13 protein-coding genes are annotated in these 25,571 nt (G+C 43.7%); 2 read left to right on the plus strand and 11 right to left on the minus strand.

The annotated features are described in order from the left end of the window. Positions 1 to 588: 588 nt before the first annotated feature. The 5 genes from AC58QC_RS00625 to AC58QC_RS00645 all read right to left on the minus strand — a co-directional run bounded on the left by AC58QC_RS00625 (position 589) and on the right by AC58QC_RS00645 (position 13,443). Positions 589 to 2,712, minus strand: coding sequence for a DUF5054 domain-containing protein (locus tag AC58QC_RS00625; RefSeq protein WP_497413277.1), 2,124 nt, complete (start codon positions 2,710 to 2,712; stop codon positions 589 to 591). 228 nt (positions 2,713 to 2,940) lie between these two features. Further along, positions 2,941 to 9,702 (minus strand): OmpL47-type beta-barrel domain-containing protein, encoded by a 6,762-nt coding sequence (locus tag AC58QC_RS00630; RefSeq protein ID WP_497413278.1) that lies wholly within the window; start codon positions 9,700 to 9,702, stop codon positions 2,941 to 2,943. A 146-nt stretch (positions 9,703 to 9,848) separates the two neighbouring features. Beyond that, on the minus strand, positions 9,849 to 11,450 hold the full coding sequence (locus AC58QC_RS00635) for an ABC transporter substrate-binding protein (RefSeq protein ID WP_497413279.1): 1,602 nt from the start codon (positions 11,448 to 11,450) through the stop codon (positions 9,849 to 9,851). Between the two features lie 87 nt (positions 11,451 to 11,537). Then, a complete protein-coding gene (locus AC58QC_RS00640; protein WP_497413280.1) occupies positions 11,538 to 12,434 on the minus strand; it encodes a carbohydrate ABC transporter permease in 897 nt (298 codons plus the stop codon). Positions 12,435 to 12,468: 34 nt separating this feature from the next. Continuing rightward, positions 12,469 to 13,443: an ABC transporter permease gene (locus tag AC58QC_RS00645; protein ID WP_497413281.1), complete on the minus strand. Its 975-nt coding sequence runs from the start codon at positions 13,441 to 13,443 to the stop codon at positions 12,469 to 12,471. A gap of 229 nt (positions 13,444 to 13,672) precedes the next feature. Here AC58QC_RS00645 and AC58QC_RS00650 point away from each other — a divergent pair, with 229 nt between their 5' ends. Then, complete coding sequence (locus AC58QC_RS00650; RefSeq protein WP_497413282.1) at positions 13,673 to 15,274, plus strand: response regulator transcription factor; 1,602 nt, start codon at positions 13,673 to 13,675, stop codon at positions 15,272 to 15,274. Further along, entirely contained in the window at positions 15,258 to 17,066 is a 1,809-nt protein-coding gene (locus AC58QC_RS00655) for a sensor histidine kinase (RefSeq protein WP_497413283.1), read from the plus strand. The genes AC58QC_RS00650 and AC58QC_RS00655 overlap by 17 nt, the downstream gene beginning before the upstream one ends. A gap of 55 nt (positions 17,067 to 17,121) precedes the next feature. On the opposite strand, the gene AC58QC_RS00660 is transcribed toward AC58QC_RS00655, so the two are convergent. The 6 genes from AC58QC_RS00660 to AC58QC_RS00685 all read right to left on the minus strand — a co-directional run bounded on the left by AC58QC_RS00660 (position 17,122) and on the right by AC58QC_RS00685 (position 25,340). Then, the gene (locus AC58QC_RS00660) at positions 17,122 to 17,787 is read right to left on the minus strand and encodes a hypothetical protein (protein WP_497413284.1); all 666 of its coding nucleotides are present in this window, start codon (positions 17,785 to 17,787) and stop codon (positions 17,122 to 17,124) included. After that, positions 17,784 to 18,668 carry an amidohydrolase family protein gene (locus AC58QC_RS00665; RefSeq protein ID WP_497413285.1) on the minus strand — a complete coding sequence of 295 codons (885 nt, stop codon included), beginning with the start codon at positions 18,666 to 18,668 and terminating at the stop codon, positions 17,784 to 17,786. The genes AC58QC_RS00660 and AC58QC_RS00665 overlap by 4 nt, the downstream gene beginning before the upstream one ends. 27 nt (positions 18,669 to 18,695) lie before the next feature. Beyond that, complete coding sequence (locus AC58QC_RS00670) at positions 18,696 to 20,630, minus strand: DUF8034 domain-containing protein (protein WP_497413286.1); 1,935 nt, start codon at positions 20,628 to 20,630, stop codon at positions 18,696 to 18,698. Positions 20,631 to 20,643: 13 nt separating this feature from the next. Next, on the minus strand, positions 20,644 to 21,789 hold the full coding sequence (locus tag AC58QC_RS00675) for a glycoside hydrolase family 88 protein (RefSeq protein ID WP_497413287.1): 1,146 nt from the start codon (positions 21,787 to 21,789) through the stop codon (positions 20,644 to 20,646). Positions 21,790 to 21,805: 16 nt separating this feature from the next. Next, positions 21,806 to 22,708, minus strand: coding sequence for an aldo/keto reductase (locus AC58QC_RS00680; protein ID WP_497413288.1), 903 nt, complete (start codon positions 22,706 to 22,708; stop codon positions 21,806 to 21,808). 223 nt (positions 22,709 to 22,931) lie between these two features. Next, on the minus strand, positions 22,932 to 25,340 hold the full coding sequence (locus AC58QC_RS00685; protein WP_497413289.1) for a hypothetical protein: 2,409 nt from the start codon (positions 25,338 to 25,340) through the stop codon (positions 22,932 to 22,934). Positions 25,341 to 25,571: the final 231 nt, after the last annotated feature.

Raw genomic sequence — 25,571 nt, forward strand, 5'->3', positions numbered from 1 at the left:
AATTACCAAAAATGTATGCGCTTTCAAGAAGTTTTTTTGGAAAATTTCACAAATAAAATACCGTCTCTTTTGCACCACCTCAATTTTCGATTCTTTGATTCCCCAACTCCATACCTAAACTTTACGAAAAAAGTGCTTAGCTGAATAGGGAGTCAAATTAAAGATCCGAATACTAAATTGCTTTTTCCGACAAAATATAGACACGAAAAACAACTAAAGTGACATTTTAAAACTTTTTATTTAAGAAAAAACCGTCCTCAGAAAAATCAGGACGGTTTAATATCTTTTAAAGCGACTGTGTAGCTAGTAATAAATTGTATAGGACCTGAGCTGCTTCGGCACGAGTAGAGATACCTTGCGGATCGAATTTATCGTCGGCGCGACCTTGAATCAGGTTAAGTGCCTATCCGTCAACACCCACCAACATTCACCAGGCAGAAGAGGAATCTGAATACTGTCATTTACCATTATGATAATCTCCTTTTTCAAAATGTCAGGTTCTTAGATGAGTACGGATAATAACATGTACTCTTTTTCACTGTCTACCATGAGGAGATATTACCATACTCACTGAACTAAAAGTTCACCTTACATCCGGTTTGACTGCATTGTCAAACGGAATCGAAATTTCATATCTTCTTCAAACCACATCCTAAAATTGGTGCCCCAAACGTTGTTATGCAGATTAAAATGAAAACCACCCTCGAGCGGAGCAAGCGTATTATCGAATTGCAGCAAACGTTTTTCCCCCGGACAAACCAGAGGGGAATCCAATGTCTCTATGACCAATCTTCCGTCCGCCCCATCGTAATAAATTCCGCTGCCCACGCCATGCATGTTCCGGTTCCCGTTCTTTACGACATTTAATGGAGAAATATGTTCGCCCAACTTATCCATCTTCCATTGATTTGGACTATCGACGAGTGGCACGAAGGAAAACCAGCTTGCTTCCGGCAATCGATTAGCGTCCTTGTCCCACCAGTTCAAGGTAACGTCAATCACTGGCTTATCTTTATAAAATGTATATTCAATGGCAATCTTTCCAGGAGCTCCATAATCCTTTACAGCTTCCTCCGGCATCGTTAGCTCTGCCCAAATCTGATCCGTTGTTTCACTTCGGACAAGATAAAGCTGACCTAATTCGGGGGCATAAAGCTCATGCCGCACTTTCGGGACAACCAATTGCATACCGGGCTTGGCCATAGCCGGTTCCGCCCAGGTATGCATTTCAGGGTACTTAATCATATATTGCGGAAGCCATGAGTTGTAGCACTCCGAACTGAAGGTTTCATATCGATACACGCCCAAACGATTTGCTTCGTCTGCCCATACTTTTCCCTTCGCGTCCGTTAATTTCCTAATCGAACCTTCGTGATCAAAGACAACTTGGAACCCGCCAAGTTGAATGCTACGATAAGGTGCAATCGATTCCTTCATTGTTCCGAGGACCACCGCCTGTCTTGAAGTAACCAATAGTTCAAGCGCTTTCTCCGCTTCTGCCTTTCGCAAGCCCTTTAAGGCTGCAATAGCGCCGCGAACATAACCCCGCTGTTCATCCCAAGAACTCTCAAAATAAGAGTAATTGCGAAGTTCTGGCTTCTCCTCCGGTGTAGCCCCTTGATGGAGCACAAAACCTTTATCACCCTGTTTGGCCATGTGTTGAAATTTATCTGGAACGCTGCTGCTGTCGACCCGATTGGCTTTCCTGGCCGATCGAAAATCAGATTTCGCGTAGTTGCGGTAGTCACACAGATACTTATTCTCGTCCAAGCCCCAGGTATGCTCCGGCACCATGAGAAGGCTGCTGGAAAATTGCATATATTCCTCGCTTTGCATATCCAATTGTCCTTCCTGCAGCCATTTATCCCGTAAACGGAGCAGCTCGCGATATTGAGCTACCTTCATTGGATCGGAAGCCACCCCATAAATCCACGTATCCCCAATTTCCTCCGTAACGACCGGCAACCGATCTTTGCGTTCCCAAAGCTTCTCTGCAAAACGATCCAAAGTTGATGCCTGAATGCTAGCCCCAGGGTATTGCTCCGCCAACCGCCGGTATTCCGCATGAATCTCTTCCGCGGTCGAAGGGCCGTTGTTGTCTCCCGTATGGGCAAATACAAGCGCATCGTGAAATTCGTCCAGTTCGAATACCTGCCCGTAATCATTGGCATATTGCACGATAATTTCCGACCCGTCCCGCGCGCGCCAAACAAATATTTCCGGTACCTCCGGCCGGGTACATGCAGGATTAACACCGATATGCAGATACCTGATACCCGCGCGCGCCAAATAAGGCACCATGGCAAGGGTATGCCCAGGAACATCCGTCAGTTTGGATGCAATCGTCTTCTTGCCATACTGCCGATCCAACCGACCGGAGATGGCAAGTCCAAATTCCAACAATTTCGGATCCATGAGCTCGGTATGAGTCGTAAAAGGAAGGCCGTGCCATGCAATATGTCCCTTCGCAATCGCCTCTTCCATCTTTTTCTTTTCCACTTCAGAAGCCTTTCTCAAATACTGATCCACGAGCCAGGATCCGGTCGTCCATATAAAAGAGGGCCTCCCATCCTTTTTGTCAAGCTCATCCGCCAGCTTCAACGCCGCCGGAATGAATTGATTCATATATTTGTCGGCTACCTTCGCGGCCAAATCTGTAAATCCTAAATCTAAGTGAGTTTTGAATATGACATGTACGTTTTTGATTGTCATGGTTTGATAGCCTCTTTCTATTATTTGATTTATGTAACATTTAATAAAAAGTAAGGCTGCCTTTTAAGGCAGCCCTTGCTCTTCATCAGAATGTAAGCATATAAAATTACTTTACGTAGGTGAGGCCTATGACAACTATCCTAACCCAGGGGGACAGGGATACGTTATCCAAAAGTAACAATTTTAGATGTACGAGACAAATCCCACTTCCCTCAATCGAACTACTTATTAATTTTTACCAGATTGATCATGCGGCACTGTGACAGTTACGGTAGAAACCGTTTTGTTGCCTGCTTTATCAGTTGCTGTGTACGTGATGGTATAGATGCGCGACTTCTCCGCACGCAAGCTAAAGGAAGTGGCCGCTGTACCGAAATTAGCCTGGATGTCACCTTGACCGCTATCTGGTTTATTGCTCGTTATGGATGTTAATACCACGGATTCAACGCCCGATGTAGTATCACTAGAATTCAGCGTGGCATTGATCGTAACCATTGTATGATTCGCTGGCCAAATCGACGTCTTATCCAGCTGGATGGAAAGCGCTGGGGCTGTTTTGTCAACTTTAAATTCGACCGTTTTGAGTTGTTCTACATTACCTGCCTGATCCTTGCTGCGGTATCCGAGCTTATATGTTCCGTCACCGAAAGATGGAATAGAGCCGGTGTAAACACTCCATTCACCGTCATTCACTTGGTATTCCGTTGTTACGGAACCTCCGTAAACACTTGCGCTTACGGATAAGTTTACGATCACATCCGTTGTGTACCAGCTGTTCTTGCCGTTAGGCGAAGCCGGATTTAACGTCGCGGTGGTTACAGGAGCTATCTTATAAATGTTGCTTACCGTAATGCTGGATACATTCGATTCATTTCCTACTGCATCAGTTCCTCTTGCAAACACGGTATCATTGTCGGAAACAACCACTGGACCTGTGTATACTGTCCACGCGCTGCTTGCTCCCACTTTATATTCCATCAACGAAGCGTCTGCCGGGTAGCTGATCATTACAGTGACGCCTTGGTTGGTCGGGTCTGATGTATCTACAGCCAAAGTTGCATCAATAGGTGCTATGTGATCGATATTGCTGACCGTGTAGCTCGTCTCATTCGAAACATTGCCCGCAGCATCCGTTCCTCTAGCATAAACCGTGCTGTTTTCGGAAACTACCACTGGAGCGCCGTACGGCGTCCATTCGCCGTCATCTCCTATTTTGTACTCCTTACCCGTCGCATCGGATGGAAAGTTGATCGTTACGATAACGTCCTTATTAGTTGGCGCTGTAACGTCAGCTGACAATGTTGCGATATCCGGAGGTGTGATATCCGGCACTTGCTTGAACGTAACATTAATCGTATGATCACTCATTACGTTAGTAAATGTGTACGTATTGCCCGTTAATGTTACACTTGCATCGTCTACGGTCAACGTATCGACCATATAACCACTGTTTGGTGTAATCGTATACGTTGCGTCTGTTCCTTCGCTCACAGTAACGCTGCCGTCCGGGCTAATCGAACCGTTATCTCCAGCACTTGCCGTGATCGTATGAGCGATTACTGTCACTTCACTTGTAACCGTGTATCCACCGTCTTCTGTAGTTACTGTAATCATTGCAGTTCCAGGAGCAACTGCATGAACAACGCCATTTGTCACTGTAGCAACGGATGGATTGCTTGAACTCCATGTTACGTTTTGATTTGTAGCATTTATTGGTGAAATTGTTGGCGTCAAGGTAACATCACTTCCTCCAACCGTTATAGTTGTTGTTGTGATATCCAAAGATATTCCTGTTACAGGAGCTGTAACATTGATTTGAATTGCTGCGCTTGATCTCGCGAAGCGATTTCCATCGAAACCATTCCATGTAAATCCATCTGTTCCTACATAATCTGTAGCTGGTGTATAAGTCAAGTTGGCAAAATTGCTTGCGAGAACCACTTGATCTGCCACTACAGCTGTTCCGCTTAACTTAAGTGTACCGTGGGCTGGCAACGTCAGAATCTTGACATTAACCAAGGCGTCACTATCTGGATCACTGAAGCCAAAGTTTGCAGCAGTAAGGTTAACTACTGTGTTTGCAGAAGTTGTAATCGTTGTGTCAGAAACTATAGGTAACTTGTTTAATGAAATACCAACGATTTTGTTAACCGCATTTCCCAAATTGATTCCATCATAGCCTACAATACTCAAGCCACGAGATCCAACACTTGGAGTTGTTACATTGTTTTTGTACTGCACAGCTCGCAAAGCAGCCTGCCATTGAGCAGCAGTTGCACCACTTGCAGAAGAGAGCGTAAGTATACCTGCGGTTGCATTGTAGCTGCCTGCAATATCTCCCATTGTGCTAGGAGCATTGGTAAGCTGCAATACATCTTCTGCATTCTTGAAGCCATCCACGATGCTTACCATTACTTTTGCAGTATTGGATATAGTGGCGGAATCCAAATCTATAAAGGTAATACCACTGTCAACAGCTACACCATTTGTATCCGCATAGTATGTGGTCGCGTTGGATGATGGTGTGATCACAGGACCCATGGTGTCTAATGTGGTAGTAACTGCTACATTGTCCCAGTAGGAGGTTACAACTTTTGTCACTGCATTTTCCCATAAATCACCTATGGCAATGTAATTGGGAACTTCGGTAGTCAGTGTTTCTGTGAGTTCCGACTTACCATCGATATAAAGTGTTACTTTACCTGATGTGGTAAAGTCGAACTTGTATTGATGCCACCCTGCTTTTCTTACAGAAGTAGTCGGAATAAACTGGTTAAACGTAGTACCAATCTTCGTATTCGGTGTACGCATACTATAATTTGATGTTGAGCCTTGCGCTCCATTTAAATACTGCCCAAGGAACCAAGAGTTCGTAGGAGCAGTACTACTTTTTATCTGAAACACCTGATTAATACCAGTGGCTGTAGGATCGCTCTCATAAAACCAAGCGGTAACAACCTTGTTGCGGAAATCCCAACCGGCTTTGGTTTGATTAATTGCATTTAAGTTGCCGCCATTGGTACTTGTGGAAGCACCAGCAGAGCGATAACTACTATAGCCATCATAACTAAATGCGGAAGTCGTAGCAGGTGTTGCTGCTATAATTCCAGCAGTTCCCGAAGTATTCGCCTTCCAAGGTCCCATCAAAGTAGGATTTGCACTGTTAGTTGTGTTAGCCTTTCCGCCAGAGATGTCTACTGGATCATTCTCGAAGTTGTCAAAGTAGTATGTCTGGATAACATTCACAAAAAATGTCTTCGTGATGACTGTAGCCCCATCCGTTACCGTAACGGTCATAGTGGACAAACCAACAGGAAGCGAACCACCAGTTGCAAAGGGCTGATTTGTACCAAGGGCATTTGTCACGCTCATGGCTACCTGCGGATTATTTCCGCCTTTGATTTTGGGTACAAAGTTCACTACAGCACTGGTGTCTGTCGCTAGTGCCGTTCCCACTGTTAAGTTGTTTGGTACAGTGAAGTCCAAAGGTCCTTTGAGAGTGGTTGTATCCACAACATTCACCTTATCAAAGTTACCTGTGCTGTTTTCCCCTGTGAAAAAGTCTCCCAACGCAATGGTGTTAAAAGAAGAAGCCATGTTGGAATTCCCTACCCAAGTTTGATCAATAAATATATCCACGCCAGTACCGGATGAATAATCAAATGTCAGCGTGTGCCAACCTGGGGTACGAGGAACGGTTGACGTTTGCCACACACCTGTGCCAAGTGTAATCGAGTAGTTCGTTGCAGAATTTGCAGTGTGGATACCTGCGCCAAACATATTAGCAATCTTATCAAAGTTTGTTGCACCACTGCTGTCAACATGTGCAATAAGGCTCTTATTGCCTACCGCCATGTCGTCATAGAAATCTACTGTTGCAACCTTTGCATAAGATGAGCTTAATACTCTATAGACTGCATTTTTGTCTACAGAGCCATCTAGTTTATAGCTATAGTTACCCTCTGACTTAATCATTGAATCGAGAAGAGGCGTACCCAAGCCCCAAGTCCAGTTAGCAGGATGCCATGAATCTTCAAAGCCATTAAAGTATGTGCTGCCCGCTGGATAGACAGGGGTGTAAGCTGAATTCTCTGATAATCCCAACTCGTCAATGTAGCCTCTTAACGTGTTGGTACCACTTTTCTTCACATAGTAAGTCAAACTGGTATCATTCGTTCCAGTTGTAAAAGTAATACTATGTGTAGGGCGGGCTGTCGCACCCGCGACACCGAAGGTTGAAGCCGTTGCTTGCTTTGCAGTAGGATTCGTTGCAAGCCCAGTAATGCCCAATTCAAGATAGTCCGTGGCTGCTACTGGCGTTTGTTTAAATACGACGAAGTCCATAAACATACAAGTACGTGCCATAGTCGCTGTGTTTGTGTTTGTAAACTTCAAGTAAATATCCGCTGATGTACCGCCTTCAGGTACGTTTGTCAGCGTATTTATGGCCCTATAACCCCAACCCACATTACTACCCAGTGTCTGCGAAGCCATCAACACGCCACCTGCCGTTGGGTCACCGTTATACATCTCAATCTTACCAACATTAGAGGTTTCAGAAGCAGTACCAAACATTACTTTGTCTACACCAGCTGCAAACTCAACACCTGGGAATTTTAGTGTAACAGATGAACCTGCAATAAATGCGCCTTCTGAATTACGGAAACTAAAAGAAGCAGGAGCGGTTGCTGGTGTGACTGGAATTGCATCTGTATAGTATCTACGTTCACCCATTACCTTACCCCAAAGCGAGGCAGTGTACGTGGTGTTTGGCTTTACAGTAACTGTTTGGGAAATCTGTTCGTTATTTTTTAGGACTGCACCTGTGTAGCCATCTTTGATAAGCATACCTTGGGCTTTTTGTCCACCGTTTCTAAAATCCCATGCGTTATGTGTAATGATAGATGGAGAACCTACGGTAGTCCAATTAGCCAATCCGTCCACAAAACCGCCGTTCTTTAGCAACTGTTGATAAGGTAAATTCTTCAACTGGAAAGTTGGGTTAATGTTCGAAGCATTCGCCATATCATAGCCAGCAGTCCACACTGCTCCTGGCTGAACTGCGCCTTGTACAGCAAAACCAGTCGTGTGTCCATCTGTTACACCTGGAATTTCTATGCTTCGATACTGCTCTGGTGTTTTCAGTCTGAAATCGCCATTGGCTGGGTCTACAAAAATTGCGCCAATAACAGCATTCGTACCCGTAGTATTATACTGCTCAACTGCTCCACCTGCCGTTTGGGAGGCAAATGCGCCACCAAAGATGTTGCCACTGATTACAGTTCCAAAAGTTTCAAGTTGGTCAGCAGGGTCGCCCCAGGAGCTTAAACTATTGTCTTTTGAGTTGTGAATTGTATTGTTTACAATAATCATACGCTCATTAGGCGTATTAAAAAGCATAGCAACTTTAGTGTTGTAGACAATGTTGTCATAGACTTTTAAGTTTCCAGACACGTTATCAGGATAGATACCCTCTACGTTTGCCGAGTTAGGCACATCATAAAGAATATTATGGTGAATTTCTGAACGGTCAAAGTCATGGTTTACAAGGTAAATGATACCGCCATCGTAAGAAATCTTCATCGTATCATGCATTTTGTTGTACTGAATGACGGAGCTTTGGAACTTACCGCCAATAGCTGCACGACCCACGTTATAGATTTCGTTGTGGCTAACCAGCTGATTGTAGCCATAGATACCTACACCATCTTGATAATAACCAAAAAGGTCAACATCGTGAATGTTGTTGTTGATTACCTTGTTGTCATGCCCCAACATTTTGATGCCGTAACCATACATGTCTTTGATTTCACAATCACGCACCGTGTTGTTATAGCCATCTAACTCAAACGATTTGGTAAGGCCATCTGTAAGCACACTCATTGTAAAAAGTTTGTTATAGGAATCTACTTTTTCGATAACAGCACCTTTGAATGTGTTGTCATGAGAGTTTTTAAAGTTCACTCCAGCAGAACGAATGTTAATACCTTGAATGGTAATATTTGAAAGCCCCTCTAAGTTAAAAACATTCTCTCTGTTTTTGAACTCAACTTGACCGCCACTTGGGTTAATAACCGTAGCGGAAGCATCTGTTAAGTACACATACAACTTACCGGCAGCAACATCTTTATACCACACTGCTGCGTTCGATGGTTTTGTAGCCGCGCCAGCAATAAGCTTAAGAGCTTGATAGCTGTTAGAAAGATACATACCACTTGCCACACCAAATGATTTTGGTGTGTATCCAGATAGCGGCCACTTAAAGTTGATTTGATTGGCCGTATTGCTAATAACTTCACCAGTCTGTGCAGAGAATCCATTGTTTGACGATGCATAAACGAGTGCACCTGTCCAAGCATTCGCTGTCATGCCAGTAAATCCACGAACATACTCGTTGTCATACGTTAAAAATTGTCCATCTGCATTCACAGTACCCGATGGGTCAACATCTGCATTTGAAGCATTTACAAATTTTCCATACTTTGACTTGATTAAGAGTTCACTGTCTTTTATATATGGAAATCTTGCTGGGCTCATGGATACAGGGTTACCAGTCGAATCCGTAAAAAATGCAATGTTGCCGTTACCGCTATCAAAATTCCAAGACACATTAGCCTCAAAAATACCAGCATCTGCGGTTTCTGTCCAACCTGTCACCACGTCGCCGCCGGACATGATAACTTTTTCACCGTTGTAATTCTTAAATGTTACATTGTCACTTACAGGTGTAACAGTTTCACGGTAAACACCAGCCTTAATCTCGACTGTGTCGCCGCTAGTAGCCACAGAAGCGGCTTTTTGGATGGTCTGAAAAGGTGCTGCTAAAGAACCATCGTTAGCGTCGTTTCCGTTTGTACCATCAACGTAGTAGCTTGTTGCTGCCGCTGCAAATGTTTTAGACGGAATCGATAAAATTGGCGTGCAAATCATTAGCAACGCTAATACCAGGGCCATCCATTTGCGAGTCTTAGTTGCACTTGCTTGAAGCATTCTCATTACCTCCGAATCGAATTATGTAAGCGCTGTCATCGCGTATTGAAATAATTAACCACCGATTAATAGACATATAAAAAGAAGTCATTACTTGCTCTAACAGCAAGCAATGACTCCCTTCTATAGAATGTCTTTACTACGAATTACTTCTTAGTTTTCAAGTATTCATCAACTTGTTTTTGTAGTTCAGCTACTACTTTGTCTGAACCTGCTTTTTTCATTTTATCGATGAATTCAGCATATTTTTTGTCTGTGTCAGCGCCAAGTGCTCCTGATTCAAGAACCATTGCTGCTGTAGTACCTGCATACTCTTTCACAACTGCAGCAATTTGTGCTAGCTCTGTTTTAATTGCATCAACATTTGGTTTATAACCAAGTAATGGAGACACAGTTGCAGCGGCATTAGCATCTTGCCAAATTTTCAAGAAATTCTCTGGATCAGCTTGAGTTTCCCAAGTATTAGCAGTGTTACCCATAGCGTATCTAAATTGACCATACTTAGAGTCTGCAGTTCCTTGACCTGAGTAACCAATTGTTTCAATTTTATTTTCGGAAATTTTCTTGTAATGTTTGCCTTCGATACCATAAACAAGAAGGTTATACAAGTCTTTACCTTTTTTGCTATCCAATAGATTTAGAAGCTGCATAGCACGCTCTGGATTTTTGGATGTTCTGGAAATTGCATAGTTAGTAGAGTCAGACAACCCTGAAATAACATACTTTTCTTCCATTGGAATTAATTGAATCGGGAAGCCTTTTGCAGTACTTTCTGCTTTCGAGATAGCTTCAGTGTCGCCAACTAAAGTATGGAACCAAGCAATGTTTCCATCTGGTTTGCCTTCATCTTGACGTTGATTTGGTAAGCTCAAAATTTCTTTACGGATGTATCCTTTTGAATACCAATCAGCCATTGTTTTGACAAACAACTGCTCTTTTGGTGTTTCGTACTGATTGACTACTTTTAAGCTCTTCGGATCTTTAAGATCACCAGTCAAAACAAAGTTAGGTGTTAGGATATTGTGATTCATCATAGCCATAAGTACGTTCGGGCTAAACCCTTTGCGTAATTGGTTGTTCGCTTTCAATTTCTCTAGGTAGCTTTCAATAACACCAAAGGACTCCTTCGAAATCGGGCCATTCTTGTAGAAAGTGTCTTGTGCTGCCTTAGGATCGATATATCCTTTATCAACAAACTCTTTCGGTACACGCATCGTTACACGGTTATCTACTGCTTGCTGATAGTTTGGAATCGCATACAATTTACCATTCACACGAGCACGATCTAAAACCCAACCTGGAATCTCTTTCTTGATATCTTGACCATATTTTTCAAGCAATGCATCCAACTCGATGTAAGATCCTTTGTTGACTTCGCCTGCATAATCTAACACAAATCCAGTCCATGCAATGTCAATCGGCTCTGATGACGCTGCCATCAACTTCCATTTATCAGCGAATTCTGTTTGACGAACAGCTTCAAATTCTACTTTTGTATTTGGTAATAGCGTTTCCAATTGTTTGTTAAATGCATCCCAAACCTCTTGAGAATCAGCTTGCTTACCTGCACCCATCGTTACCATCTTAAGTGTTACTGGTTTTGCTGCTTCTTTTGTAGCTGCAGTTGACGTTGCATCTGCACTTGCTGCTGGTTTGGTTGTATCGGTTTTACCGCAACCAGATATGATTAGAGCTGTAGCCATACTAAGAACAATTGTCTTACTGAACAAACTTTTAAAAGATTTCAACGTGTTATCCCCCTTATATTCTGCTCAAAATTATATTATACAAGTATGAAACGAAGCTATCGTTTCATACTTGGTATAAACAGGTAACTAGCCTTTTACTGCTCCAACCGTAAGTCCTTTTGCGAAATATTTCTGGAAAAATGGAAACACCATCAACAGAGGTCCTGCTGCAACAATCGCCATAGCGAACCGAAGGGTTTCAGATGGCAGCTTATATAAATTGACTTCCACATCAGCAGGCAAATTATACGTCATCTGATTTTTAAGGAAGTCTATTTCCAGTAAGATTCGCTGCAACAGAAATTGCAATGTATACAGTTTCTCATTACGGATATAAATCAAGGATGTAAACCAATCATTCCACCTGTCCAGAAGCACGAACAATCCAATGGTTGCAAGGACGGGCTTAGACAGTGGGAGAATAATTTGCCAATAGACGCGAAGTTCACTAGCACCGTCCATTTTGGCCGATTCAACTAAAGCATCCGGTAAACCTTGAAAAAATGTGCGTAACATGATGATATAGAATGCATTAGCCAAAGTTGGGAGAATATAAACCCAAATCGTATTATTGATATGAAGATATTGCGTGATGAGAATATAACTTGGAATCAACCCACCACCAAACAGCATGGTGAAGAAAATAAACAGGACAATCGGTCTACGAAACTTAAAGTTACTTCGTGAGAGCGCATAAGCACATGAGGACATCACGATTAATCCTAGAATCATGCCACTAACTGCTTGTACGGAAGTTGTTAGGTACGAATACAGAATTTGTTCAGGCTTCCCGAATATCAGTTTATAGGCTGTAAGATCCCACTGCATCGGAATGATCTTGTAGCCATACTTCATTATCATGTCTTCGTTTGAAAAAGAGACCGCGATAACAAGAATAAAGGGAATGACAAACGCTAAACTGAACAAAATCATAAACAGATGAATCAACCGATTGCCGATATTGGCAGAGAATGACTTAGACATTCTTTCGCCTCCTTCTTATCTTGATGTAACGACGTTAAAATAATGCGTTTTCTGGTTTTAATTTGGTAACAACCCAGTTACTGATAATGACCAAGATTAGTCCAACTACAGATTGGAACAAACCAACAGCAGCCGATATTCCAAAGTTCCCTACTCGTAATCCCCGATATACATATGTATCAATGACATCGGTTGTTGGATACAGCACGCCAATATCTCTTGGGATCTGATAAAACAATCCGAAATCCCCTCTGAAAATATTACCGATAGCCAAAATAACGATAATGGTTAAAACCGGTGTAAGCGAAGGAAGTGAAATCGTTCTTATTTGTCTCAATCTTCCTGCACCATCGATTTTCGCGGCTTCGAATAACTCCGGATCAATACTCATTAGTGCTGCATAATAAATGATGGAGCTTAATCCAACATGCTTCCAGATTTCGACTGTGACGAGAATATAAGGCCAATACTTGGAATTGGAATAAACGTCTATGGATTCGAATCCGAAGAATGTGAGCATTTGATTAAAATAACCTAGTGACGGATTGAATAACGCATATGTCATATACCCCACAAGAACCCATGATAAAAAGCGTGGCATAATAATCGTCGTTTGATAGTATTTCAATGCGAATTTCCCACGAATTTCAAACAGTAGTAGTGCAACTGTGACGGCTGCTATATTACCCAACACGATAAATACTGCACCATACCCTACTGTATTTCTGGTAATTCGCCAAGCATCCATGGATGTGAAGAAATATTTGAAATTCTCAAACCCGCTCCAAGCACTCCCGAAGATGCCATCACTATATTTATAGTCCTTAAATGCTAGAACGACACCGAACATTGGAACGTAGTGAAAGACGATGAAATATAGTATGGCCGGTAAAGCTAAGGCGAATAATGCTATATTCTCTTTAACTAATCTTTTAAATGAATTGCCCCTCAAGGACTTAGAGATCTTTATTGGCTTCTCCTGTATGCTGTTTGCTATTGTATCTCTCATATTGCTTCCCCCTCCTCGTAACTTAATTTTACGAAATAGGGGTATAATTGAATAGGGAGCCAAATTAAAGAAACGGTTACTATGTTGCGTAATTCGACAAATGGGAGGGCACTAAAAGCAATTAAAGTCACTTTTTTCAACTAATTGCGCTTTCCCACTTAAGAATGGCTCCTATAACCATGTAAATCTGAGCTATAATGAGCTGAGAACATCGAGAGGAGGAAATTCCATGTATAAGCTTGTTTTAGTTGACGACGAAGAGATTGTGCGCAGGGGACTTAAGCATTTCCTAGATTGGGAATCACTAGGATTTCAAATCGTTGCTGATTTCGAGGACGGTAAAGAGGCTATAGAATACTTACAAACTCATGAGGTTGACATCGTTTTATCCGATATTCGAATGGCCGAGATCAATGGACTCATGTTGGCCAAGCATATTTACGAGCATTTCCCCCACATTCGTGTCATTATCATTAGCGGATATAAAGATTTCGAATATGCGCAACAAGCCATTACTTATAATGTAGAGAATTATTTGTTAAAGCCGACGAAATACGATGAAATAACGGATGTTTTCCAGGGCTTGAAGCAAAAGTTAGATAAACAGAAGAGTACTCATATGAATCAACACCAGCAAACTGTTCGCTTCCATGAACTTCTTCCTTTATTGAAAGAGCAATTTTATACTGATCTAGTTATGGGAGCATTAAGGAACAAGGATGAGCTTCATAAACGAATTAACTTGTTATCCCTTTCATTAGATCCTGCCCATTGCCCTTGCGCATTATTTGAATTGAAGCTGTATGAACCAGAGAAGCTTTCCATAAAACCAGAAAAACTAACCTATTCATTAAAAAGTATTTTTCATGCTGAGAATGCCAATTTCCTATATAAAGCTGTTTTCAATGATTATCATGGTCTGAAATTAATTGCCTTTCCAACCCATTCAATAAGCCAAGACGAGCTTCGCGAGCAGTTAATCGTGGAGCTTGATGGCATTATTCACCAAATTCAACATAACTTTGATATCGTAATTCAATATCACCTGACAGCGACATTCAATAACCTTATTGAGTTGGCTCGGTTTAGTGTACCCTTGAAGCTGGTTTATGAAGAGACCCGAGGTAAAGATCGACTGGAGCCGATGGAATATGAGAAGCTGCTTGAGAAGTACAAGATATTCATTGCGAATGTAACAGACGGCCAAACGGAGGAAACGATGAGTTTACTTGATCGCTTCCTTGACGAGTTTCGCGATTTGCCTGTCTCTTTTGTTCACCGTTTGATGATGGACTGTTTTGCCATGGTATTTCGCAATTATTCTGATCGGGGATTGATTGGAAAGATACCTCATGAGACCTCTCACAATTATCATGCTGTCATTGAGATCAATGATCTGGAGGAGATCCGCAAGTGGGCCAAGCAATACATTAGCGATCTCATGGTTCTCAATGTGACTTCCAAAGAGACCAATGCAAAGCTGATCGTCGACGCCGCGCAGAAGTATATCCTAGATAACTATCATCGAGACTTGTCACTGGAAGAGGTTGCTAATCACGTATTCTTAAATCACATTTACTTTAGTCGAATTTTCAAACAAGCCTTAGGCATCAATTATATTGATTATTTAACCCAATTGCGCATTCAGAAAGCGATTGAATTATTGGAATCCCGCCAGTATAAAATTCATGAGATAACGGAAAAAGTAGGCTATCTCAATAGTAAATACTTTGCCCGCTTGTTCAAACAAACGACTGGTGTTAGTCCTAAAGATTATATTCGTCAACAAAGCCTGCTTTCCAAAGGTGCAGATCATGAAAACAAACCGTAATTTAATTCAAGCCGTCCGGATGTACAAGTTTCAGAGTCTCTTTATCAAGAGCTTAATCCTTATTTTCCTGCTGGTTATCGTTCCATTCACTGGGTTAAGCGTCGTTATGTATCTTCAGATGAATAAGGCCATAGAGACGGAAGTAAGTGGAGTTAACATGAACTCCCTTTACCGTGTGAAGGATAGTATCGATAATATCTTCAAACAAATGGACCACGTGTCTTTGGAGATGATCTATCAAGATGATGTTTCAGCCTTCATGTTAACAGATATCACCAATAACAATCTTATGGCCAATATGAAATCCATTCATGATAAAATCTCCATGTACACTCGTTCCTTTAAGTATATTGATTCCTTGTACGTGTTCTCGGAGCGAAATCATTACGTGCTTTCCAATCGACTAGACTCATCCCAATTAGAGTTTGATGACAAGACCTGGACCGATAATGTGTATCAAAAAATAGAAAAAAACTCGTCCTACCGTGATCTTCGCAAACGGAATGATATTTATCCGTTCTACATCTCATTTACACGGCCTGCCTACCTCTATGAAACCAAGATTGGTGCGGTGACTGCTAATATTGATATCGAAGAGCTTTCTAAATTTTTAAATCAAACGTCGGAACAATTCGAAAACACGTATATCGTCGATGGAGATGTCGTCTTGTACAGCCAGAATCGTAATGAGTTCATGGCCAATATCCATAGCGTTGATCTTCTGAAAGCGGCAGATGTCCTTAGCGATATTCGTGGGCCTCATTCTTCCATTAAATCCATTCATGGACAAAAATATATTCTCTCCGTGCTTCCCTCAGGGGAAGAAGGGCTAACCTATATCTCACTGTTACCGCTAAAAAATTACGAACAAAAAATGAAAGATCTCCGTGCCTTTTTGTATGTGTTTTTTGGCATTGGCACAATGATTGTCTTGATTGTTTCGTTAGTGATCTCCATCAAGACATTTTCACCAGTTAATCAAATTATGTCTATGATTGAAGACCAGGAGAAGTTGGAACCCTTGATGGCATCAACCGAGAAAAGTAAATGGAATGAGGTAAGAACGATAACCAATTCAATCTTCCGAACCCTTGATGCAAAGAAAGGCTTAGAACAAGAGCTGCAGCTGCGTATGCACTCCTTACGTAAAGCGCAAACGATCGCCTTACAGAATCAGACGACACCACATTTCTTATACAACACCTTGGAAACCATTAAATATTTGGCGATCGAGTTAACGAAAGGACATAATCCCGTGTCTCATATGGTAACATCGCTCTCCGATCTGTTGCGCCGCAGCCTGGACACAGACAATCCTTTAACCGAAATCCAGGATGAAGTGCAGCATGCCAAACAATATGTGGAGATCATGCAGGCCAGGTATCCGAATAAATTCGATGTCGTATGGCAAATCCAAGAAAGTATTCTGACTTGCCACATCTTAAAGATTTCCATTCAACCGTTATTGGAAAATGCTTTCCAGCACGGCATTATTCCAACTAGAAGCCCAGGTCAGATTATTATTACGGGGCTGCGTACGTCGGATGGCATTGTGATCACCGTTTCCGATAATGGCAAAGGGATACCTGACGCTCAGCTGAAAAAGCTTCAACAAAGCATGGCAAGCGGGGTTAATTTGGAAGAAAAGCATATTGGGTTAAAAAACTTAAACCAACGTATTAAATTAATATTTGGTGAGGAATACGGAGTATTCCTTAGCAGAAATCTACACAAGGGCACCGCGGTATTCATTGTTATTCCGGAGCATATAGACGTTGACGAGATCGAGTAAGTCGTTGAAATGGCAACAGCCGGTAATGAGTCGTTAGACTCATTACCGGCTGTTGTTACATTAACCGCTCCATTTTACGCCACAGTTGCTTCCCTTCAGTAGCTTCATCCCACGGCTCGAAATGAGGGTACATGACCTCGTGCCAGTTGTTCGGAGAATTCTCTGTTGTCAGTAAACCTTGACGTTTGATAGAGCTAACCCTAGAAGGTGACTCATGATAGGAAAATAATAAGCGGCCAAAAGAGCCGATCATATACGTTGAATTAAAACTGTCCGGGGACTCTTCCTGCTTTTGATAATGATAAAAGATATAGCTTGATACCATTTCTGGTTTCAATCTAGCGATTGAACCTATTCGTTCCTCGACAGGAAGACTGCCGCGCCAGGAATCCGGGTCTTCCGGCACCCCGTCATGAAATACATCCATCATGGGGATTGCAAGCCTGTGCAGCTTCTCATTCGAATGATGATCAGGTTCAGTTGGCCACTTCTCTAGGTATCGGTCGAATGGCACTGGCCAATCCCAAGCTGGAATACTCGAACCACCGGATACCTCGGCGTATACACAAACGTACAGATCGCAAGAGAATACGGAGACATTCGATAGCCCTAACGCTGCCCATTCCTCTCGCAATAAGTTAGCATCTTCTTTGACGATTTGCTGGAATTTGCTTCCCATCCCATTGCGAAGTTGCGAGTAGTAGAGGAGTCTTTGTATCATGCTTCGCTATCCTCAATCCCAAAATAGAATGCTTTCGCATTGTGCATGCGTATGCTTGCACGCTCCTCATCGTTCCACTGTTCAGGCAGCAGCTGCTCGAATAATTGAACAACATCGTGATACGTACCCGCCATTAAAGCAACCGGCCAGTCACTTCCGAACATAAGGCGTTTGGGGCCAAATCGTTCCGCAGTGTGACGAATATAGGGTGCTAACCTTTGAGGATTCATACCCTCAGCCGGTGTAATCATCCCTGACCATTTGCAGTACACATTCGGGAATGTGGAGAGCTCGTCTATGTTTGCAGACCAAATCTCTATTTCACCAGTGCGAATAGGTGGTCCACCTAAATGGTTAATAACAGCCTTTAAGTTAGGTACGGACTTTAAGCATTCAGTGACAGTTGGCACATTTTCCGGTCCGATCAGCAGGTCGATGGGAAAACCATCTTCTTCCAATAGACGCAGATGCGCTATCAAACGTTCGGATACTTGCTCTGTGTTCGGCACGAAGACGGAACGATCCAACCTGATCCCAACGAATCGCGGGTTGTTACGTAAACGTCGATAGTCGTCCGTGAATGAATCTGCTAATGGATCCAACCAACCTACGACACCAAGGATTCGCATATCACTACCTGCGAGCTCAAGCAGATATTCCGTCTCCGCTACTGTCGGTGCCGCCTGCACCGCGATAAATCCACGTGCCGCATCAGCAGCCTCAAGACCTAACAGATCCGATGGCAAATAATTCTGATATAGAACCGGATTACTGGGCTTAAGCCAATGATAATCGCCACGCTCCAGCTTCCAGAAGTGGACATGGCTATCGAGATAGGCATGGTTATCCTCTCTAGTCGATAATTGACGATTAGATGTCATAACTTACATTCTCCTCATTCATACTCGCTAGTCTAGGTTACGGCCTCGGATAAGTTTCGCAGACGCACTTTCCACTTCAGCACTCCACGGCGTCTCATAAGTCGGTTGATTCACGTAGCGTTTCATGTGCAGCTTGAGTTGAATTCCTGCCCCAGGAGCAAGAGTAACGGGTAACCATTTCCCATCGAGCTCTCCCTCACCAATTTGCTGTCCGCTTTGATTAAAGCTCTCCACATAGGTAAACTGATGCTCACCGAAGCTTCCGGCTTGCACGATCAATGAACGTTCTTGGAACGCCGAAAGGTTCACAAGCGTTAAGGTGACAAACTCGTCTCCTAGCGCTTCAACCAAAGCACCGATGTCCTCTGGAAGGCCGCATCGTTTGCGGTCAGCATCGAAATAACGAACTCTCGCATGCTGTAAGCCACCGTGCGAAATGTGCATAGGTGCGCCTAGCATCATTTGCAGTAAGCCTTCGAAGTAAACAGGAGAAAATTCCTGCCACTCATGAATACTGTAAGGATGATCCCAATCCCAGCTGGTCGGATCCCCTTCAGGAGAGCGAAGCTTCTCCAATTGAATCGCGATTAGCTCCAGATTTTGCTGTAAAATACGCTCTGGGTAGTCTGGGAATTGCCCTCTCATATATAAGTACCAAGGTACTGTATTCGCAATATAATGCTTTGTTTCCTTGCGGGTTACCGCGTTTCTGCCAGAAATGGTAGGCATGTCGATCAATCGGAAATGGTCTTCATATGGAATTCGGTCAACGCGTGCTGCATCTTCCTCTGCCATCGATATCGTCCATAAGTAAATTGGGTAGGTTGGAACCTGGATACGATAGTCTGTCCAGCCAGCATCAAAATGCTTATTCGGAACATGCCATTTTCCATTAATTTCTTTACCTAGCTCCCAATTTCGGTCCAATTGCGAACGTGCCAAATCTAACTTACTCCGATCACCAGACAGGAGCACAGCATTCATACCTGCATTGGTTAGTGGTTCGATGATGGACATGAAACCGTGCGGCCAACGGTAGCCGTAATAACCACCCCACCATTTGCCTTCGTTGTACTCCCCAATGATATCGTTTAATCCGACGTTGTCTGGAATTAAACCGCCGTTACGAAGTGTACGCTCTTCCCAAGCAGACAAGTAGTCTAACACCCACTGCCGGTACGATTCATCGCCCGTGTACATAAACGCATTCGTGATCAAGCCAGTAGCGTTCAAATTCAGCGGGACATCTCCCTTGGCTTTCCGCTCGTTCATTCTGCTAATAATATCACGGTAAATGTTATCATCCGACCACTTGCACTTCCCGCTTGCGAAGTCTACACCAGGAATGTCCTCGAACGGTGCCAAATAATCATCCAGCACACCTCGATGCGTTACCCAGTCCTCTTCCGTCATCTGGAAGCGCGGTCCCTTGCTGCCTGTAATTGGTGAGCGCATGAGCTTGCGTTCTGCATCATAGTTAGGCACTTCCGGATTTCTACCTGTATAAAGCTCGGCAAACTTTACTGCACGCTGACGATTTTTCAGCAAATGAGGATCGGACAAGCCTAGGAAATAGAAATATAAGGAACCCTCGCCGTGATGCATCCAGTCATAGTACCCATCAAATTCATTATGAATTTGGCCATATTCGGTCCATTGCCAAGTAATCGCATCAAACATAAGCCGGGACAGGCGCAGAATCTCTTCATTGCCCCCGAGTGCGTAAAGCAAGGATAAATTCATGAACGCTTCGTAGGGATCATCCGATCCGTCCATCCCTGGCCAGTCCTCACGCCAAACGATCGTTCCGTCCTCACGCGTATAGCGACGTACATATTCCACCGCGGCCTCGTTCAGTGTATCAATTAACTTCCGCTCCGTAAGCGCCCAAGCTGGCGCTGTCCACGAGTCCTGTGCGTAGATGGCACCCTCTATAGGATTGGATTTGTCTGTTCGTGTCATTTGTTGCTTCCCCCTACCAGAATGTATCTTGCACGCCGCGCAGCTTACAAACGGCTTCTACGAAGAAATAGTCCCCATAGATCATTGGTACGTTCACATGCGTTTTCTTAGGTCGATTGGCCGTACCCATCCGAAGAATCGCTGCCTCGTTCGGGTCATTCCAAGTCGTATATTTTTCATTTAATTTGAAAATCAGTTTCTCCGCCGCACTGCGATAGAGCTCAGACTCATTCTCAGGGACTAACAAGCTCAATTCCAGCATCCCGCTTGCTGCACAGGCTGTTGCGCTTGAGTCCATAGCCATATCTTCTTCCCAAGGAGCTCGGAAATCCCATGGCGGTAAACCATCTTCTGGAACACTTGCCAGGAAGAAATGCGCGGCGCGTTTGGCTGCATCGATATAGCGTTGATCTCTTGTATAGCGAGCACTAAGGGCCATCCCGTATAACGCCCACGCGGTACCGCGCGCCCATGCTGAATCCGGTGAATAGCCTTGTCCACCTAGCGCTTCTTGTCTCTCACCCGTCTCAGGATCGAAGCACACAATATGGTGTGAAGATCCATCCGGACGAAGAAATTCACGCAAAGTCGTGTCCGCATGAAGCGCCGCTACGTGTTTGAAGCGCGGGTCGCCCGACTCCTCACTTGCCCAATAGAGCAGCGGCAGATTCATCATGCAGTCAATAATAGCCCAACCAACCCGCTCCGGTTGATTCCAAGCACGAATGAACTGTCCCTTCACATTGAAACGCCCAACTAGATGACTCGCGGCCGTCATGGCACGTCGCTTCGAAATTTCACATCCAAGCAGCTTGTATTGAGCTACGGAAGATAAGCTCCACATAAATCCTACGTCATGATGCAGCGGATAAAAATCGGTAAGCACTGGATCCATCAAGGCTTCGATCTGATTTGCTGTATCTTTGAGCTGGTCTGCCTTGGATTCGCGATAAACTAACCACAGCAGACCTGGCCAGAACCCATTCGTCCACCAATCGGCTTCTTCACTATTATATTTTCCGTTATATGAGATATATGGGAAATCAGCGCCAATGGTCTCGTTCATTCGTCCCACTTTGCCGATAATTTGTTGCCAAAGCTCCTCTACCCACGGTGCATTCGCAGCATCCGCTCCAACACTTGCTTCTACTTTAGACATTGTTCAACATCCCCCTCTACATTAATGGCTGACCTGGAAATAGAGAAAGCAACCGATTCAATTCATCTTGCGGTAAGCCTACGCCATCGCAATAGCTGGCATTAAGGCCTAGCGAGCGTAACGAAGTCGTTCCGGTTAAGGTCACTGTAATGTCTGGGCTAGCTAGGCTAAACCGCATGGCAGGCTCAATCAACCCTTTTGGCTCCGACTTACGAAGGAAAGCTATCTCTTGGATTCGTCGCTGCGCTTCTGTAAACATCGGCGAATCCTGCTTCATAAATGGCGCTGGAGCCTCAGCAAGAAGTCCCATTCCAAGAACGCTTCCATTAATGACAGATACGCCATTCTCTTTGGCCGTTGGCAGCAACTCATCCATGGCCGTATAATCGATAAGCATATAACGACAGAAAGTCTGTATCGAATCGATATGTCCTGACCGGATAAAGGGCAGCAACAAAGTAGGATCGAAGGCATTGACCCCAATGGCGCGAACCTTTCCCTGCTCCTTCAGTTTGAGAAAAGCGGGGATCGTTTCGTTCATTCCAATTTCCGAGTTCGACTCGGTAAGCTCGTGCATTTGAATGAGATCCACATAATCCGTACCTAGCCGCTTAAGACTATCCTCTACGGAAAGGATTGTATTTTCGTACGTATAGGGCACACCGCGCATAACAGCTTTGGTAGCAAGGAATACTTTATCCCTTTTCCCTTTAAGTGCCAACCCAATTCGCCGTTCACTTTCTCCTCTTCCATATAACGGTGCTGTATCGATAAAGTTGATCCCGAGTTCCAAGGCTCGATCGATCACCTCTGTAACTTGCTCATCTGTGACCGGACCGTAATCCCCGCCAAGCGGAGCGCCCCCAAGACCTAGCTTTGAAACACGAATTCCTGATTTGCCAAAAGTGGTATACTCCACTATATTCACATCCTTATTTTCTATCTTAGATATACCACTATTATAAATCACAGGGTCAGCTTTTAGTTTTGCTGGATGACAGCGAAATGTTGTTATTTTGCACAACCGTCTATGGAAACATCGAAAGACATTCGAGTAAGCTCCGTCTCAACGTTTCCCCCAAATAAATCATATCGTAGCAGACTTGGTTTCTTAGCCATTTATTACTCTCCTTAGCCTTGTTTTACTGCTCAAGCCATATCTTCAATTCATGATAGCCATGATCCGGCAGCTTTACCTCGACAAGCGCGGCTTTTCGGCCTGACTCATATTTAACATGAACAGGTTGTCCATCGATCGTGCAGACAGGCGCAACTTCCGCGAAGATTCGAATACGGCACGTCCCGTATCCTTTGACTTTGGCGCTGATTTGGTCAGCAAGATAGGCATACTCGGACAATTCTAGCCCATTGGCTGATTCTAATTGAAGAGGGCTTCTTCTAGAAGAAGTACGATGAACACGAATAGCACCACTTTCCTGAAATACCTCCGTTGGAAGCTTGCATGTTCCTAGGTAGACCGCGCCATGCACTTCAACTGTATCAATATAGGATCCTTCACCAAGCAGCTGAACGTCATATAGTTGTCCACGATAATGCAATCCTTGCAGGACTAATTCCTCGCCGGATCGAGGCTTCAAGATAAGTCCACCAGCTTCAGATTCAATGCCTACGATTCCATGAATGGCGGCTTGGTACCAACCTCTCATGGAATAGCCCTGCCAAGTGCCTGAGAGACAATTCCAGCGATCCAGTTCCGGCTCATCCGTGTCAATATAACAAGAGATTCCTTCTGGGCATAACAGCTTACCCGTCCAATAACTCACCCATCCGATCCATTGCTCCATCAGATCTTTACGGTTATGATGACTGATCAGCTGCATATAATATTCGCCGGTAACCGGCCACCAGCAGTGTAATTGATTGCCGTCGCGATCATAGGCATCGTCCCACACTGGAATTTCTCTCAATCCAGCCTTGCTGACAATATTGTTCTCGAAAAATGGCAGGTTGGCATCCAGCATCGGATCGATCAAATCGCGGCAGTACCCATTCTCCCATTTAATCGAATTCGAATTAAAGCAATTGCGCTTCTCATGCGTGGTTGCATCAACCGATGAGACAACGAACCCTTTCTCATCATCATAGAATAAGGGAAGAAAATGCTGTTCCATCTTCCTGAACATGGACTCGGCATACTCACGCGTTTCCGTATCACCCACGAGATCAGCAAGGTATTCCATCGATCGCACCGCACAATAAAATATGGTGTTGTTGAAGCTGCTCAGGTCGTTACCCGTCTGCTTCATATAATTCGGATAATCAGGAAACATGGAGGTTCCCTTGCCAAATCCCGTTTCACCTGATTCCAGATTTGCGATCAAACTGAATACTTTTTTAGCAAATGCATAATGCTTCCTTACCGTCGCCTCATCACCCGAATCCGTAAAATAATACTGCAATAAGCAAATGTACATGCCTTGAGATGGGGGAGAGCTAATGCTTGCTAACGTCATATCATAATTAAAAAACAGGCCAATCCCCTTCTCCGGATGTGCAGTATCCTCATAGAAAGCAAGCATATCCTTCAAAAAGGCTGAATCCCCCCAGTAATTGGTCGCCTGGTTGGACGTCATGCCGTCCCAACCCCAGACCCAATAGTACGTGCTCTTCGCTCTTATCGCTCCAGGATGAGCAGGAGCCTTGAGCGATTCATGGTACATGGGCGCAAGCGCAAAGAAATCATTGAGCTGCGGGTATGGACTTTTGAGTACCGGCATACGGGAAGCTACATCGTAATAACGCACAAGCTGCTGTGCAATTGAATCTTTGGCTTGGTTGCATAACCGTCGACATTCCTCCTGACCTTTTACCATGTCTGGGTTGAAGGTCATTACGAAAACAACTTCGTCTCCTTCTTTCAAATCAATCGTTTCCAAGATGTGCTTCCTTGGTTGATGGATGCTCACATTCGATCCGATGTGAAAATATAGGGGTATCTCTTGATCAGATGGCTCCTCAACAAGGGACTCGTTATTCGTGTAGTGATGTCCCGCATTTGTATTCGTTGGACGATCTACTAACTTCCCTTGAAGCATGTTTACATCCGGTTGTAATGTCCACGGGCTCCAAGTTCGATCATACTTCCGATTCAAATACCGCCAATCGACAGGATCGCAGCCCATCAAGCCATTCACTTCATAAGTGGTCAGTCGGATCCGAACGGTTGGTTCTTGACTGGCACGCACTTTAAATTTCATGATAATGGCTTCATCGACCGTATAAAGCGCATGCTCAATGTGAACACTCGATTCCTGCCATTCTGCCTTATAGCCGAATGGATACAGAGAAACATTCTGATACTTCGGTTTCAATATAGACGAACCTGTATTCACTAAAAAACGAATCCCGTCAAAAACCTTCCTTATGTAAACCGTCCGGGCATTGTTCGTCGCTTCTGGATTAAAAAAGTCTATTTGCGAAATGCCTTCTTCATCATATTGGACGGCCAACCTGCCATCGGAAAACCATCGTGGAGCGTGCGGCAATCCTTCGGCGGAATGAATGACACCTTTATCTACCTTATAACGCATATCCTTTTCCTCCAAAAGCTTCGTTTGCTTTAATCTTACGAAACACGGTTAGTCATGAATAGGGAGTCAAATTAAAGATATGTCAAGAAAATTGCATAACTCCACATCCAAAAGACACTAAAAGCAATTAAAGTATCTAAAATAAACTTTATTATTCCATTATATTGCCTTCTATAAATTCGAAATTACAATCCCTTGTTTGAAATTGTTGTTTTCTTGTCATGTTTTATT

The organism is Paenibacillus sp. J22P51, from assembly GCF_059692215.1.